13 protein-coding genes are annotated in these 15,815 nt (G+C 67.9%); 5 read left to right on the top strand and 8 right to left on the bottom strand.

Annotation, left to right across the window (positions count from 1 at the left end):
• Positions 1-42: 42 nt before the first annotated feature.
• Positions 43-384, bottom strand: a complete 342-nt coding sequence (locus tag AC1DS6_RS12165) for a cupin domain-containing protein (RefSeq protein WP_035867302.1) — start codon at positions 382-384, stop codon at positions 43-45.
• Between the two features lie 323 nt (positions 385-707).
• On the opposite strand from AC1DS6_RS12165, the gene AC1DS6_RS12160 reads away from it, so the two are divergent.
• Complete coding sequence (locus tag AC1DS6_RS12160) at positions 708-1,223, top strand: hypothetical protein (RefSeq protein WP_441635342.1); 516 nt, start codon at positions 708-710, stop codon at positions 1,221-1,223.
• 10 nt (positions 1,224-1,233) lie between these two features.
• Here AC1DS6_RS12160 and AC1DS6_RS12155 read toward each other — a convergent pair whose 3' ends face one another.
• Positions 1,234-2,103 (bottom strand): LysR substrate-binding domain-containing protein, encoded by an 870-nt coding sequence (locus tag AC1DS6_RS12155; RefSeq protein ID WP_441635344.1) that lies wholly within the window; start codon positions 2,101-2,103, stop codon positions 1,234-1,236.
• A 125-nt stretch (positions 2,104-2,228) separates the two neighbouring features.
• On the bottom strand, positions 2,229-2,483 hold the full coding sequence (locus AC1DS6_RS12150) for a hypothetical protein (protein WP_441635346.1): 255 nt from the start codon (positions 2,481-2,483) through the stop codon (positions 2,229-2,231).
• A 381-nt stretch (positions 2,484-2,864) separates the two neighbouring features.
• On the opposite strand from AC1DS6_RS12150, the gene aspT (AC1DS6_RS12145) reads away from it, so the two are divergent.
• From aspT (AC1DS6_RS12145) to cls, 4 genes are all read left to right on the top strand, one after another.
• Positions 2,865-4,577, top strand: a complete 1,713-nt coding sequence (gene aspT / locus AC1DS6_RS12145; RefSeq protein WP_441635348.1) for an aspartate-alanine antiporter — start codon at positions 2,865-2,867, stop codon at positions 4,575-4,577.
• Between the two features lie 97 nt (positions 4,578-4,674).
• Positions 4,675-6,360 (top strand): aspartate-alanine antiporter, encoded by a 1,686-nt coding sequence (aspT, locus tag AC1DS6_RS12140; RefSeq protein ID WP_441635350.1) that lies wholly within the window; start codon positions 4,675-4,677, stop codon positions 6,358-6,360.
• Between the two features lie 115 nt (positions 6,361-6,475).
• The gene (locus tag AC1DS6_RS12135; protein ID WP_477102532.1) at positions 6,476-8,101 is read left to right on the top strand and encodes a bifunctional aspartate transaminase/aspartate 4-decarboxylase; all 1,626 of its coding nucleotides are present in this window, start codon (positions 6,476-6,478) and stop codon (positions 8,099-8,101) included.
• Positions 8,102-8,258: 157 nt separating this feature from the next.
• Entirely contained in the window at positions 8,259-9,767 is a 1,509-nt protein-coding gene (cls, locus tag AC1DS6_RS12130) for a cardiolipin synthase (RefSeq protein ID WP_441635354.1), read from the top strand.
• Positions 9,768-9,841: 74 nt separating this feature from the next.
• On the opposite strand, the gene hutG is transcribed toward cls, so the two are convergent.
• The 5 genes from hutG to hutU all read right to left on the bottom strand — a co-directional run bounded on the left by hutG (position 9,842) and on the right by hutU (position 15,763).
• Positions 9,842-10,654: an N-formylglutamate deformylase gene (gene hutG, locus AC1DS6_RS12125; RefSeq protein WP_441635356.1), complete on the bottom strand. Its 813-nt coding sequence runs from the start codon at positions 10,652-10,654 to the stop codon at positions 9,842-9,844.
• 96 nt (positions 10,655-10,750) lie between these two features.
• Positions 10,751-12,151 carry a formimidoylglutamate deiminase gene (locus tag AC1DS6_RS12120; RefSeq protein WP_441635358.1) on the bottom strand — a complete coding sequence of 467 codons (1,401 nt, stop codon included), beginning with the start codon at positions 12,149-12,151 and terminating at the stop codon, positions 10,751-10,753.
• Entirely contained in the window at positions 12,148-13,422 is a 1,275-nt protein-coding gene (hutI, locus tag AC1DS6_RS12115; protein WP_441635360.1) for an imidazolonepropionase, read from the bottom strand. Before hutI ends, AC1DS6_RS12120 begins: the two co-directional genes overlap by 4 nt.
• Positions 13,422-14,045 carry a HutD/Ves family protein gene (locus AC1DS6_RS12110; protein ID WP_441635362.1) on the bottom strand — a complete coding sequence of 208 codons (624 nt, stop codon included), beginning with the start codon at positions 14,043-14,045 and terminating at the stop codon, positions 13,422-13,424. Before AC1DS6_RS12110 ends, hutI begins: the two co-directional genes overlap by 1 nt.
• Positions 14,042-15,763 (bottom strand): urocanate hydratase, encoded by a 1,722-nt coding sequence (gene hutU / locus AC1DS6_RS12105; protein WP_477102531.1) that lies wholly within the window; start codon positions 15,761-15,763, stop codon positions 14,042-14,044. Before hutU ends, AC1DS6_RS12110 begins: the two co-directional genes overlap by 4 nt.
• Positions 15,764-15,815: the final 52 nt, after the last annotated feature.

The following is a 15,815-nucleotide window of genomic DNA, read 5'->3' as shown; positions in this document are numbered from 1 at the left end:
CGGCCTTTTCAGTACCAGCCCGTCCTCCGGCCGCCAAGGCGACTACGCCCCGGCCCGATCCAGCAGCACGATGGTCACCAGCACGGAGGCGTTGCTGATCGCCGTCACATCATGCTTCACGCCGGAAGCCAGATAGACGAGATCGCCCTGGCGCAGCAGCCGGTGGCCACCGTCCACGCCGACATCCACTTCGCCTTCCAGGCATTGCATGGTGACCGGCCCGGCTACCGCATGGGCCGGCATCCGTTTGCCGGCGGCCAGCACCAGGCGCATGACTTCCAGGCGGCTCTCCTTGAAGAGTGCCGTGGTGGGCGTCTGCTCAAGGCGCGCGCCCAGGGGCAGCACGCTGGCGATCTGGCCGGAGGATAGATGAGGGATGGACATCGGTGGCTCCTGGTTGTCTGCGGCGCGGCGCCTGCGTCCGCCGGACACCTCCGGTAGTGACTCCCGCCCCATTGGTGTCCCGGCCCATTCGTTCTTCAGCCGTTCGCGTCGCGCTCTGCACTGATGGTAGTACGCGCATGGGCTTTGTCCCAATGACAACGCGTGCTCCCGAGCCGGCGGAAAATTGCCGATTCGCCTGCCTGTCGCTACACGGTTTGGCAGGTCCCTCGACTATGCTGTGATTGGGCACCATGCCCGAACGCGCCGCCCGGCAGAGGCAGATTACCCTGGGAGCGCCGGCGCGAGAATGCGGGAGAACTGTCATGCAACAGCGCCTGGCCGGTTTGATTTGCGCGGCCGCCATCATGGCTTGCGCCTGTGCCACCTTGCAGCCCGAGCAGACCGGGAGCAAGTTGGTCGGAAGCCCGGAGAGCAGCGTGCGCGATGCCTTTGGCGCACCTGCCGAGGTCTACCGCCTGGCTGACGGCACCACGCGCTGGATCTATTCCCGGCAGCCGCTTGGCTTCTTTGTCTACACGGCAGATTTCGATGCCAGTGGCAAACTCAGCAGCTTCCGTCAGATGCTGACGGAAAAAGAGATCTACCAGGCGCAGATCGGCGTCTGGACCAAGCGCGACATTGAAGAGCACTTCGGCAAGCCTCGGGTCCCGATTCAGTATTACCCGCTGATGAAGCGGGAAGCCTGGTCCTATCGTATGTACAAGGACGCCAACCTGCCGGCCCACTTCAGTTGCTACTTCGACGACAACGGCGTGTTGCAGCAGACCATGATCATCGCCGATCCGCTGGGCGGCGGGAGTCATGGCAGAGGCAAGTGAGCGCGCTGCCTTACGGCTGCGCCACCAGTTCCTTGATCCACGCATGCACCACCCGGACGTCCGGCGAGGTCTCGAACCGCTCGGATGCCATCAAGTAGTACGAATGCGCCGATGACAAGCTAACCGGCGACAGCCGCACCAGTTGCCCGGACTTGAGCAGGTGCAGCAGCAGCGAGCGACGCCCGTAGGCAATGCCTTGCCCGCGCATGGCGGCGTCCAGCATCAGACCGGTATCGGTAAAGGTAGTCACGCGAGGGCTGCGCGGCATGGGCAGCCCGGCCTCGCGGAACCACGGCTCCCAGGCATGGCGGCTGTGCGACAGGAGCATGGCTTCGCCGAACAGCCTGGGCAGCGCACGCTGCCTGAGCGTGGCGAGGTAGGACGGCGCCGCCACCGGAAACCACTCGTCATGGCCCAGGTCGAGATGCGGCTCAACCGGCCTGGCCCGGGCAAAGCGCAGTGCGATGTCGGCCTCGCCATGACGGGGCACGATCATCTGGCTGGTGGGGTCCAGCGCGATGGCGATCCGGGGATGGCTGCGCTGGAATTCCGCCAGCGCGGGCACCACGCGAAAGCGGGCGAATGAAGGCAGCACGCTGACGCGCACCGTGCGCGGATCGGCCGCCGGGCCGAAGGCTTCGCCCAGCGTGGAGAGTGCTTGCCGGACCGGCCCGAGCAGGCGTTCAGCCTCGGGCGTGGGCGTCACGATGCGCGTGGTGCGCGCGAACAGGGCCACGCCGCAGCGTTGTTCGAGCTCGCGGATGCGATGGCTCACCGTGCTGTGGGCCACGCTGAGTTCTTCGGCAGCCCGGTGAAAGCTCCGCAGGCGCGCCACGGCATCGAAGGCGAGCAGCAGCGGGATCGGCGGGATGTGCTTCATGACGGGTTGCGCGGGCAATCCGCCGGCTCAGCGCGTGCGGACATAGCCTTGGTTTTGGTGATCTCGGGTGCGAAGCCGGTCGTGGCGGCGGGACGGGCGCAAACGAGCCGGCTCGCGATGCGCGATCATAGCGCACGCGCAGTGCGCAACACCCAGCCAAACAAGCCGGCGAAAGCCAGCGGGCCCCACACGGACAGCACTTCTCCCAGGCCAGGGAACAGCATGCGCTGCGGCAGTGCGGCATCGCCCGCCTGCGCCCAGTCGGCAGCCAGCAGGGCCAGGCACCCCCCCTGCACCAGCAAGTTGCGGCCTGCGCGCTCCGTGCCCAGGGCGGCGGCGGCGGCCAGCGGCGTCAGGCCGAAAGTCAGTACGGACAGCATAGGCATCTCCCGGCGCGGTGGCGCGCCGCATCGTGGATGGAATGCCGCCACTGTAGGGCCGGATCGCTCGCGATTTGATGAAAGTTGCGGCGCGATTATGCGGCTGCGTCGACCAATCCCCCCAATTGCTGGCCCTCGCCTCCCACGGCTCCGCACCGCGTACCACATGGCTCGAGGCCGCCCCAGCGCATGTTGACGCCGCTGCTTAAATCACAAACAAAAGCTTTCAGCACGCGCCCCAAGTTGTGGCAGTGATAATGGCCCACGCCAAATCTGCGCGGCGCCCGCCGGGAAGGATCGCGGCCAGAAGCTCTTGCCGCGGCCCCGCTGCGCGGGCGCCCCGTGGGCCCAGTGATTTCTCTGCAGAGCCGCTGCCGCGCCATGGAAACCATCGTCCACCTGCTTGCAACGCAACCCGAGATCGCCTTGTTCCTGGCGCTGGCCGTGGGACATGCGGTGGGTTCGATCAAGATCGGGCCGTTCCAGCTCGGCGGCATCTGCGGCACGCTGATTGCCGCGCTGGTGATCGGGCAAACCGGGGCGCGCATCGACACCGACGTGCGCAACGTCTTCTTCGCCTTGTTCATCTTCGCCCTGGGCTTCACCGGCGGCCCGCAGTTCTTTGCCAACGTCACCCGCAGCTGGCGCATTGGCCTGCTGTCGCTGGTGGAAGTGGCCGTGGTGCTGGCGCTGATGGCGCTGGCGGTGGTGGTGCTGAACCTGGACCAGGGCACCGCGGCGGGCCTGCTGGCCGGCGCGGCGACGGAATCTGCGGTGATCGGCACGGCCTCCGAGGCCATCGGCAGGCTGGGCCTGTCCCCCGAACGGATACGCGAGCTGCAGACCAATATCGTCACCGCCTACAGCGTGACCTACCTGTTCGGGCTGATCACCATCGTGCTGTTCACCAGCCAGCTGGCACCGTGGCTGTTGCGCATCAACCTGCGCGAGTCGGCAGCGGCGCTCTGGCAAAGGCTCGGCGGCGAGTCCGACATGGGCGCGCGCCAGTACAGCGCGCTGCCGCGCCTGGTGGGCCGCGTGCTGGAAGTGCGCGCGGCGGCCGGGCAGACCGTGCTGGCGGCGGAGAAGGCAGTGGCGCTGGGCGTGACGATCCGGCGCATCCGGCGCGACGCTCATACCTTCAAGCCAACGCCCGATGAGGTGCTGCGGGCCGGTGACGTGGTGCTGGCGTATGGCCGCCGCGACGCCATGGTGCCGTTCGCGCGGGCGGTGGGCATCGAGCTGCCCGAGGCGCCGGAAGCGGCCGGGGAAGCCGGCATGGACACGGTGGTGCAGACCGAGCAGGACGTGCTGCTCACGCGGCGCGAGATCAGTGGCGTCACGCTGGCCTCGTTGCGCGGCATGGCGGATGTCGGCATGGGCCGCGGCGTGTACATCGACGCCATCAGCCGCGTCGGGCGCCCGATCCCGCCGTTGCCCAATACCGTGCTGGAGCGTGGCGACGTGCTGAGCCTGAGCGGCCCCTCCGAGGCCGTGGACCGGGTAGTGCCGGAACTGGGCTACCGCGTCGTGCCCACCATCAAGACCGATTTTGTGTTTCTCGGCGTCGGCGTGCTGCTGGGCATGTTGCTGGGCAGCCTGAGGCTGCAGCTTGGCGGCGCGGAGTTGACGCTGGGCACCGGCGGCGGTTGCCTGGTAGCGGGCCTGGCATTCGGCTGGCTGCGTGCGCGCGTGCCGCTGATGGGCTCGCTGCCCTCGTCGGCGGCGGAGATCCTGAAGGATTTCGGGCTGGCCACCTTTATCGCGGCGGTGGGCCTGTCCGCCGGACCGGACGCCATCAAGCTGGTGAAGACCTATGGCCTGGCGCTGCCCGTTGCGGGCGTGCTGATCTCGATCGTGCCGGCGTCGCTGTCGCTGCTGATCGGCCACTGGTGGCTGAAGATCGAAGCCCCGATCCTGCTCGGCGCGGTGGCCGGACAGCAATGCAGTACGCCCGCCATCATGGCGCTGACCAATGCAGCCGGCAACAGCACGCCGGTGGTTGGCTACACCATCACTTACGCCATTTCCAACGTGCTGCTGCCATTGATGGGACCCATCGCGGTCGCCGTGGCCGGCGCACTGGCGCATTGATTGCGCACCGGCCCGTGACCGCCATCGGCGCCCGGGCAGCACGCTCGTTTGAGCGCATCGCCTGATCCATTTATCCATCACGCAGCAGGAGTAAAGCATGGAGTGGTTGCACAGCATCTTCCAGAAGTCCCCTGAGGCGGCGTTGTTCCTGTCGCTGGCGGTCGGCTACGCGATCGGCAAGATCACCTTCGGGCGTTTCCAGCTCGGCGGCGTGGCCGGCTCGCTGCTGGCCGCGGTGGTCATCAGCCAGGTCGGCGTGGAGATCGACAACGGCGTCAAGGCGGTGATGTTCGCGGTGTTTATCTATGCCGTGGGCTACGAGAGCGGGCCGCAGTTCTTCAACTCACTCAACCGCAGCTCGCTGCGCGAGATCGCGATGGCGATCTTCATGGCGGTGGTGGGGCTGGCCACGGTGGTGATCCTCGCCAAGCTGTTCCATATCGACAAGGGGCTGGCCGCCGGCCTGGCCGCCGGCGGCATGACGCAGTCGGCCATCATCGGTACGGCGGGCGACGCCATCACCAAGCTGGGGCTGCCGCCCGACCAGGTGAAGCTGCTGCAGTCCAACGTGGCGATCGGCTATGCCGTGACCTATGTGTTCGGCTCGCTGGGCGCCATCATCGTGTGCGTGAACATCCTGCCGCGCTTCATGAAGACGGACCTCAAGACCGACGCCAAGAAGGTCGAGCTGGCCATGCACGGCGGCACGCCGCAGTTTGGCCCGGGCCAGCGTGGCGCGCTGCCGCGCCTGGTGGGCCGCGTGTTTCGCGTAACCGGCGCCGCCGGCAAGACCGTGGCGGCGATCGAGACCAAGGGCGCGGACCTCGTCACGGTCGAGAAGGTGATGCGCGGCGGCAAGCCGGTCGAGGTCAGGCAGGACCTGGTGCTGCAGGCCGACGACCTGGTCCTGATGGTGGGCCGGCGCGACGCGATGGTGCCCACCGCGCAGATGATCGGCGAGGAAGTGGCCGACGCCGAAGGCATGGGCGTGGTGATGCAGACGCGCCGCGCGGTGTTCACGCACAAGGACATGAACAACAAGTCCATCGCCGAGATCGTCGGCATGGTGGAGCGCGACCAGCGGCACGGCGTGTATATCGAGCATATCGAGCGCTACGACCATCCGCTGCCGATCCTGCCCGACCTGAAGCTCCAGCACGGCGACATCCTCACCTTCTACGGCACGCCCGACGACACCGCCCGCGCGGTCAAGACCGCCGGCTATGAACTGGTGCCGAGCGAGAAGACGGACTTCGTCTACTTCGGCGCCGGCGTGCTGGTGGGCCTCTTGATCGGCCTGCTGGTATGGCGCGTGGGCTCGATCCCGCTGACCCTGGGTTCCGGCGGTGGCGCGCTGTTGTCCGGCCTGGTATTCGGCTGGGCGCGGTCCAAGCATCCGATGTATGGCGCCATGCCGACGGCGGCCTGCCAGTTGCTCAAGGACTTCGGGCTGGCGGCCTTCGTGGCCATCGTCGGCATCAACTCCGGGCTGCAGGCGGTGACCACGCTCAAGCAAAGCGGGCTGACCATCTTCCTGCTGGGCGCCGTGGTGACGCTGCTGCCGCTGTTCCTCACCATGCTGTTCGGGCGCTACGTGCTCAAGTACGACAACGCGGCGCTGCTGGCCGGCGCGCTGTCGGGCTCGCGCAGCGCCAACCCGGCCTTCGGCGGCATCCTGGACAAGGCGGAAAGCCCGGTGCCGACGGTGCCCTTCGCCATCACCTACGCCCTGGCCAATGTGCTGCTGACCTTGCTCGGTCCCCTGGTGGTCGGCCTGGTCTAGCGCGGCTCGCCTTGACGCTGGCGGCCACCCCCTCGCGCAAACGCGCATTTGTATTCCCGGACCCGGCCCGGCCGGACCGGGTCTCCTCCAACAAGCCTTACCCCTGGAGCATGTCATGACCAAACCTGACCTTTCCAAGCTGGCGAACCTGTCGCCCTTCGAGCTCAAGGACGAGCTGATCAAGCTCGCCAGCAGCGACGCGGATCGCATGATGCTCAATGCCGGGCGCGGCAACCCGAACTTCCTGGCGACCGTGCCGCGCCATGCCTTCTGGCAGCTCGGCCTGTTCGCCATGCGCGAATCCGAGCGCTCGTTCTCCTACATGCCCGAGGGCGTCGGCGGCTTTCCGCGCCGTGCGGGGATCGAAGAGCGTTTCAACCTGTTCGCGCGCGAGCAGTCCGAGACCTCCGGCGTGAAGTTCCTCGCCGGCGCCGTGTCCTATGTGCGCGACCAGCTCGGGCTGGATGCGGGCGACTTCCTGTACGAGATGTGCGAAGGCATCCTCGCCTGCAATTACCCGGTGCCGGACCGCATGCTCAAGCTGTCCGAGAAGATCGTTGCGCAATACATCCGCAAGGAGATGATCGGCAGCCATCCTTTCACGGGCAAGTTTGACCTGTTCGCGGTCGAGGGCGGCACGGCCGCGATGACCTACCTGTTCAACACCATCCGCGAGAACCACCTGCTCAAGGCCGGCGACACGATCGCGCTTGGCATGCCGATCTTCACGCCGTATATCGAGATCCCGGAGCTCAACGACTACCAGTTGCTGGAACTGTCCATCGACGCCGACCCGCAGAACCGCTGGCAGTATTCGAACAAGGAGCTCGACAAGCTGCGCGACCCCAAGGTCAAGGCGTTCTTCCTGGTGAACCCGAGCAATCCGCCGTCGGTGCGCATGAGCGACGAGAGCCTGGAGTACCTGGCCTCGATCGTCGAGGAGCGGCCGGACCTGATCATCCTGACCGACGATGTGTACGGCACCTTTGCCGACAATTTCGTCTCGCTGTTCGCGATGTGCCCGAAGAACACGATCCTGGTGTACTCGTTCTCGAAGTACTTCGGCGCGACCGGCTGGCGGCTCGGTGTCATCGCCACGCACCAGGACAATATCTTCGACGCGCAGATCGCCGGGCTGCCGAAGCCGCAGCGCGACCAGCTGCACAAGCGCTACAACTCCATCACCACCGAGCCGGACAAGCTCAAGTTCATCGATCGCCTGGTCGCCGACAGCCGCACCGTGGCGCTGAACCACACCGCCGGCCTGTCCACGCCGCAGCAGGTGCAGATGGTGCTGTTCTCGCTGTTCTCGCTGATGGACACGCACGACGAGTACAAGGCGGCGATGAAGCGCCTGATCCGCAGCCGCAAGGCCGCGCTGTACCGAGAGATCGGCATTGCGCCGGACAACGACGATCCCAACGCCGTGGACTACTACACGCTGCTCGATATCGAGCAGCTCGGCGGCAAGGCCATCGGGCCGGAGTTCGTCAAATGGGTGCTCAACTCCGCCGAGCCGGCGGAGCTGCTGTTCCGGCTGGCCGAGGAGGCGGGCGTGGTGCTGCTGCCGGGACGCGGCTTCGGCACGCGCCATCCGTCCGGCCGCGTATCGCTGGCCAACCTCAATGAATCGGACTACGTGAAGATCGGCCGCTCGATCCGCAAGCTGTTCGAGGAATATGTGGAGCGGTACAACGAGGCCACCGGCAGCACGGCGCGCAAGGACGTGACGAAGAAGTAAGCCACCGCCGGCACGTTGCCGCGGGCCGGTGCCGGCGTTGTCCGGCATCGGCCCGCGGCGTCTTGAACACGGACCGGCATGCCGCCGGCGTCGAAGCGCCGCGTGGCTCTGGTATCGTGGGCGGTCCGCAATCCACCGTCCGCCGCCACCGAGCCGCATGCCTGCTTCCTTGCCCGCCACCTTCCTCCCCGCTGCCTGGTTCGACTGGCTGCCGGGCGCCATGCCGGCCGACCTGTCGTGGTGGTGGCCGTCGGTCTTCATGCTGGCCGAATGGGCGATCCGCCTGGCCATGCTGGTCTATGTGCCGCAACGCCGCGCCCCGGCGGCGGCACGCACCTGGCTGCTGCTGATTTTCTTCCTGCCGTGGCTGGGATTGTTGCTCTACGCGCTGTTCGGCCGCATCTACTATCCCAAGTCCCGCCGCATCAAACTGGCGCGCATCAACCTGGGCATCGCGAGCGTGCGGGACCGGGTGGCGCGCTTCGCCCCCCTGCAGCCGCTGCCTGCCACGGTTGCCGCCGGTGCGGCCGGCCTGATCGAGCGGCTCGGCTCCCACTCGCCGATGCGAGGCAATGCCGTGGCGCTGCTCGATGACTACGATGCCACGGTAGCCGCGATGATCGCCGATATCGACGGCGCCCGGCACCATGTCCACCTGCTGGTTTACATCTACGCCGCCGACGCCACCGGACGCGCCTTTACCGACGCCCTGCTGCGGGCGAACGCGCGGGGCGTGCGCTGCAGTTTGCTGGTGGACGCGCTGGGAGCGCGCGCCGGTTGGCGCGCGTTTGCGGACACGCTGCGCGAGGCAGGCGTGGAGGTGGTGCAGGCCCTGCCGATGCGCTCGCTGATGGCCGTGCTCAAGGGCAAGAGCGCACGCTTCGACCTCCGCAATCACCGCAAGATCCTGGTGGTGGACGGCAGCATCGGCTACATCGGCTCACAGAACGTGATCGACGCCGAGTCGATGCCCGGCCTGCCCAATGAAGAACTGGTGGCACGCGTGACGGGGCCGGTGGTCTCGGAGCTGCAAGCGGTATTCCTGGCCGACCGCTACCTGGAAACAGGCGACAGCAACTTTGGCATCGACAGCTTCCCGCCCATGGAAGAGCAAGGCCCGCACGTCGCGCAGATGCTGCCCAGCGGCCCCGGCTACGGTACGCAGAACGCGCAGATGGCGCTGATCAGCATGATCCACCACGCGCGCAGCGAGGTGGTCATCACCACGCCCTACTTCGTGCCCGACGAAGCCTTCCTGCAGGCGCTGCAACTGGCCTGCTACCGCGGCGTTGACGTGCACCTGGTGTTGTCGCAGCGCATCGACCAGCGCTTCACGCAGGCCGCGCAGGAAGCCTACTTTGGCGTACTGCTGGACGCGGGCGTGCAGATCCACTTGTACCGGCCGGCCTTCCTGCATGCCAAGCATGTGACCATCGACGACGAGGTGGCGATGGTGGGATCGACCAATATGGATATCCGCTCCTTCGCGCTCAACGCGGAGGCCGCGCTGGTGATCTACGACCGCGAGGTGGTGGCGCGCATGCGGGAGATCCAGCGGCGCTACCTGGCCAGCAGCGAGCCGGTGGTGCGCGCCGTGTGGCAGCAGCGGCCGCTGCATACGCGCACCTGGCAGAACCTTTGCCGGCTGGCGGATTCGTTGTTGTAGGGACGCGGATGTGAAAACGCGACCCGTGGCGCTGTTGGCGCCGCGGGTCGCGTCAGGCACTCCGAGCGGCTGGCTTAGCGTGCTTCCACGTAGCCCAGTACGGTTTCCAGCATCGTCTTCAGCGCGGGCTGGATGCGCGTGGCCCGTGCCTCGTCGTAGGCGAAGGGATAGGTCTCGCTCATGTAGGCCGACTGCGTCAGCTCAAGCTGCACGGCCTGCACGCCCTGTGCCGGCGCGCCGTACTGGCGCGTGATGTAGCCGCCCTTGAAACGCCCGTTGAGCACCGAGGTATAGCCCGGCAAGGCGCTGGCGATGTCCAGCAGCTGGTTGGCCAGCTCGGCGTCGCAGCTCGCGCCGTTGGCCGTGCCAAGGTTGAAATCGGTCAGCTTGCCTTCGAAGAAGCGCGGCAGCACCGAGCGGATCGAATGCGCGTCCCACAGCGCCGCGGTGCCGTGCGCGGCGCGCAGGCGGGCCAGTTCTCCGGCCAGCGCGTCGTGGTACGGGCGCCAGATGGCGTCGCGGCGGGCGGCGATCTCGTCGTCGGCGGGCAAGCTGCCGTCGGCGTAGACCGGCGTCTTGTCGAAGGTATCGACCGGGCACAGGCCGGTGGTGTCCTGGCCGGGATACAGGTTGGCGTTATCGGGCGGGCGGTTCAGGTCCACCACGTAGCGCGAGTGCGTGGCCACCAGGATGGAGGCGCCGAGTTCGCGCGCGAAATCGTAGAGGCGTTCCAGGTGCCAGTCGGTATCGGGCACGGTGCGCGCCTCGGCGGTCAGCCGGTCGGACACGGAGGCCGGCAGGTGGGTGCCTACGTGCGGCATCGACACCAGCAGCGGGCGCGTGCCGCGATGCAGGGTGAAAGCGGGGGTATCGGTCGAGAAAGACATGTTTTTGGTTTGCAACGTGAAGGTGCAGGTGCAGTTGCGCATCGGCGCGGCCTGAAGCTTGTATCGTCAAGCATCAGGCCGCGTCCAACGCCGGGGTCAGTCGGTCAGCAGGCTTGCGCGCGCCGCGGCGAAGCCCTTGCCGGCCTGGGCCTGCAAGGCGTGCGCGCCATGCAGCACGCGCGTCCGGCCCGCCGTGCGGACTTCCGCTAGTGTCTCATGTCCGTGGTTGGTGAACACATGCACCGCCAGCGCCTGGCTGCCGGACAAGCCGGCCAGCGCCGGATGCGCGCCGTCGAGCACCACGAAATCCGCCTGCTGTCCGGGCGCCAGCGCGCCGACGGGCCGGCCCGAGGCGCGCGCACCGCCGGCGGCGGCGTCAAGGTAGAGACGATCGGCCACCTGCTTGTGCGCGTCCGACGCCAGCACATTGCGTTTTTGCAGCGCGAGGCGCTGGCCGTACTCGAACAGCCGCAGTTCCTCCGCCACGCTCACGCTGGCATGGCTGTCCGAGCCGATGCCCCAGACGCCGCCCTGCCCCAGGTAGGGCGCGGCATCGAAGACGCCGTCGCCAAGGTTGGCCTCGGTGGTGGGACAAATGCCTGCCACCGCGCCGCTGTGCGCAAGGCGCCGCCGTTCGTCCCAGTCCAGGTGAGTGGCGTGCACCAGGCACCAGCGCGCATCCACCTCGGCATGGTCGAGCAGCCACGCCACCGGGCGCGTGCCCGTGAGCGTGATGCACTCGTCCACTTCGCGCTGCTGCTCGGCGATATGGATATGCACGGGCGCCTGCGCATCCAGCGCGTGCAGGCCTGCCACGGCATTGGCAAGGCTTTGCGGCGGCACCGCCCGCAGCGAATGCGGTGCCAGCCCTAGCCGCGCCTGGCCGTGGCATTGCGGGGCCAGGCGTCCGAGCAAGGCGAGCATGGCGTCGGTTTCGTGCAGGAAACGGCGCTGCTCGGCGAGCGCGGGCTTGTCGCCGAAGCCGGCGGTCTGGTACAGCACCGGCAGCAGCGTGATGCCGATGCCGGCGTTTTGCGCGGCGCGCAGCAGGCGCAGCGACATCTCGGCGGGATCGGCGTAGGGCTTGCCGTCCGGATCGTGATGCACGTAGTGGAATTCGCACACGCTGGTGTAGCCGGCGCGCAGCATCTCGATATAGAGCTGCGTGGCGATGGCTTCGAGCGTATCGGGCGAGAGCCGCAGCGCGAAGCGGTACATCAGCTTGCGCCAGCTCCAGAAGGAGTCGCTCTCCTGGCCGTCGGCCAGCGTCTCGCTGCGGTATTCGGTCAGGCCGGCAAAGCCGCGCTGGAAGGCGTGCGAATGCAGGTTGGGCATGCCCGGCAGCAAGGGGCCCGCGGCGCGCGGCACATCCGCCGCCGGCACCGCGCCGGCCTGCACCGTGGTGAAGGCGCCGGCATCGTCCCAGGCCAGCAGGACATCGCTGGCCCAGCCCGTGGGCAGCAAGGCCTGCGCGGCAAACAGGCTGCCGGCGCTCATGGCCGGGCTCCTTGCGCCGGCGCGACAGCGGGATAGATCTTGCCCTGCCGCACCACGGCGGCAGCCGGGTTGCGGCCGAACCAGTAAGCCAGCTCCGCCGGCGAGTCGACTTGCCACAGGACGAAATCGGCCGCGCGTCCGGCAGCCAGCAAGCCGTGGCGGTCCGCCGCGCCCAGCGCGCGCGCGGCGTGCGTGGTGACGCCCTCCAGGACTTCGGGCACGGTCAGCCTGAACAGGGTGCACGCCATATTCATCATCAGCAGCAGCGAAGTGACGGGCGAGGTACCGGGATTGTGATCGGTGGAAATGGCCATCGGCACGCCATGCCGGCGCAGCAGTCCGATCGGCGGCAGCGTGGTGTCACGCAGGAAATAATAGGCGCCCGGCAGCAGGACCGCCACCGTGCCGGACTCGGCCATCGCCATCACGCCGGCTTCGTCGAGATGCTCCAGGTGATCGGCCGACAGCGCATGGTGGCGCGCTGCCAGCGCACTGCCCCCCAGGTTGCTGAGCTGCTCGGCGTGCAGCTTGACGCGCAGGCCAAGGCGCTCGGCCGCCTGGAAGACGCGCTCGGTCTGCGCCAGGCTGAAGCCGACGGATTCGCAGAAGGCATCGACGGCATCGACCAGGCCTTCCTCGGCCAGCGCCGGCATCATGGTGTCGCACACCAGCGCGATGTAGTCGTCGGCGCGGCCCGCGTACTCCGGCGGCAACGCGTGCGCGCCGAGGAACGTGGTGTGCACCGTTACGCCGAAGGCTTCGCCGAGGCGGCGCGCCACGCGCAACTGCTTGCGCTCGCTGGCGAGGTCAAGGCCATAGCCGGACTTGATCTCCAGCGTGGTCACGCCCTCGGCCAGCAGCGGCGCGAGGCGCGCGGCGGCTAGCGCGAACAGGGTATCCTCGTCGGCGGCGCGCGTGGCGCGCACGGTGGACACGATGCCGCCGCCGGCGCGGGCGATTTCTTCGTAGCCGGCGCCAGCCAGGCGCATGGCGAACTCATCGGCGCGCTGGCCGCCGTACACCAGGTGGGTGTGGCAGTCGACCAGGCCCGGCGTGATCCACGCATTACCCGCATCGAAGCGCGGCAGCGCGGCGTAGTCCCGCGGCAGTTCGGCCAGCGGGCCCAGCCAGGCAATGCGGCCCTGTTGCACGACCAGTGCCGCGTCGCGGATCGCCCTGGCGGGATCGCCGTCGGGCAGCAGGTGGCAGCGATGCCAGACGCCGTCGGCGGACGAGGAGGAAGCGGCGGCCTGCGCCGGGGTCAGGTTCATTACGGGTTCTCCATTTCCAGGGTGACGCACAGGCAGAGCGCCGGCTCGGACATCGCCTGCAGGCGATACGGCGCCGCCACGCCTTCGGCGAACAACATGCCGTCGTCGCTGGCCAGCACGGCCTGCCCGCCTTGGCCGGCGATGCCGTGGCGCCATGCACCCTCAATGACAAACAGCAGCACAACATGCGCGCCGGGGGGAATCGTGAATTCGCGGCGCGCCGCTACGATGCTCGCGCGGCAGGCGCCGCGCCGCGTCATCACATTGAAGTCGCGCGTGGCGCCATCCAGCAGTGTCGCCTGCACGCCGCGCTCGCCGGCAAAGGCGAACGGCTCGCCCACGGTATCCAGGCGATGGTCGAAACTGCCATCGTCCGCCAGCAAGCGAACGCCCGCGCCATCGAGCAGCGCGATCTGGCGGTCGATGCCGGGGAAGGCGGAAAACGGGCCATCGGCGGCGATATCGGCCACGCTCACGCGCCACTGAAAGGCGTCCATGCCGGCGCCCGGCGGCCACGCCGCGATCTCGCGCGTGACGCCGCCGCCGTTTTTCCAGGGCTGCGCAGGCAGGGCGCCGAGCGAGAAATACTCCAGGCCGCGCGGGCCTTCCATTGCGCCGCTCATGCCCCTGTCGCCTTTGGCACCATCGGCAGGTTCAGGCCCTTCTCGTGCGCGCATTCGATAGCGCTTTCGTAGCCGGCATCGGCATGGCGCATCACGCCGGTGGCGGGGTCGTTCCAGAGCACGCGCTCGATACGTTTCGCCGCGGCGTCGGTGCCATCGCAGACGATCACTACGCCGGAATGCTGCGAGAAGCCCATGCCCACGCCGCCGCCATGATGCAGGCTGACCCAGGTGGCGCCGCCCGCCGTGTTGAGCAGCGCGTTGAGCAGCGGCCAGTCGGACACCGCATCGGAGCCGTCGCGCATGGCTTCGGTCTCGCGGTTGGGGCTGGCGACCGAGCCGCAATCCAGGTGGTCGCGGCCGATCACCACGGGCGCCTTCAGCTCGCCGTTCTTCACCATCTCGTTGAAGGCCAGGCCGGCGCGGTGGCGCTCGTCCAGCCCCACCCAGCAGATGCGCGCGGGCAGGCCCTGGAAGGCGATGCGGTCGCGCGCCATGTCGAGCCAGCGGTGCAGGTGATGGTCTTCGGGGAACAGCTCCTTCATCTTGGCATCGGTCTTGTAGATGTCCTCGGGGTCGCCCGACAGCGCGACCCAGCGGAACGGGCCCTTGCCGCGGCAGAACAGCGGGCGGATATACGCGGGCACAAACCCCGGGAAATCGAAGGCATTGGCCACGCCTTCGTCAAAGGCGACCTGACGGATGTTGTTTCCGTAGTCCAGCGTGGGCACGCCCATCTGCTGGAAGGCCAGCATGGCCTGCACGTGCCCGACGATGGAGGTCCTGGCCGCTGCCTCGACGGACTTCGGATCGGCCGTGCGCGCGGCTTCCCACTGCGCCACGGTCCAGCCCGCCGGCAGGTAGCCGTTGACCAGGTCGTGCGCCGAGGTCTGGTCGGTGACGATGTCCGGGCGCATGCCACCGGCCTGCGCGCGCTTCACCAGTTCCGGCATGATCTCGGCGGCGTTGCCGAGCAGCCCGACCGAGATGGCCTGCTTGTTGCGCGTGGCCTCTTCGATCATGGCCAGAGCTTCGTCGATGGTGGTCGCCTTCTTGTCGACGTAGCGCGTGCGCAGGCGGAAGTCGATGCGTGACTCCTGGCATTCGATCGCCAGCACGCAAGCGCCGGCCAGCACGCCGGCCAGCGTCTGCGCGCCGCCCATGCCGCCCAGGCCGGCGGTGAGGATCCATTTGCCGGAGAGATCGTTGTTGTAGTGCTGGCGGCCGGCTTCGACGAAGGTCTCGAAGGTGCCCTGCACGATGCCTTGCGTGCCGATATAGATCCACGAGCCGGCGGTCATCTGGCCGTACATCATCAGGCCGGCGCGATCCAGCTCGTTGAACTTGTCCCAGGTGGCCCAGTGCGGCACCAGGTTGGAGTTGGCGATCAGCACGCGCGGCGCGTCCGCGTGGGTGCGGAACACGCCCACCGGCTTGCCCGACTGGACCAGCAGCGATTCCTCTTCACCCAGGTTGCGCAGGCTGTCGAGGATGGCGTCGAAGCATTCCCAGTTGCGCGCCGCCTTGCCGATGCCGCCGTACACCACGAGGTCCTGCGGGCGCTCGGCCACGTCGGGATCGAGGTTGTTCTGGATCATGCGGTAGGCGGCTTCGATCAGCCAGTTCTTGCAGTGCAGCTCGGTGCCGCGCGGCGCGCGGATTTCGCGCCGGCCGCGCAGGGGTGCCGCTTTGGTGAATTGGTGTTCGTTGGCGTTCATGTGGGGTTCTCCTGCGTGTTCAGTTCAGCGGTTCGGCCTGCGTATGGGACGT

It is taken from the genome of Cupriavidus sp. 05L310 (assembly GCF_056398185.1).
This window is presented reverse-complemented; position numbering and strand designations above follow the sequence as displayed.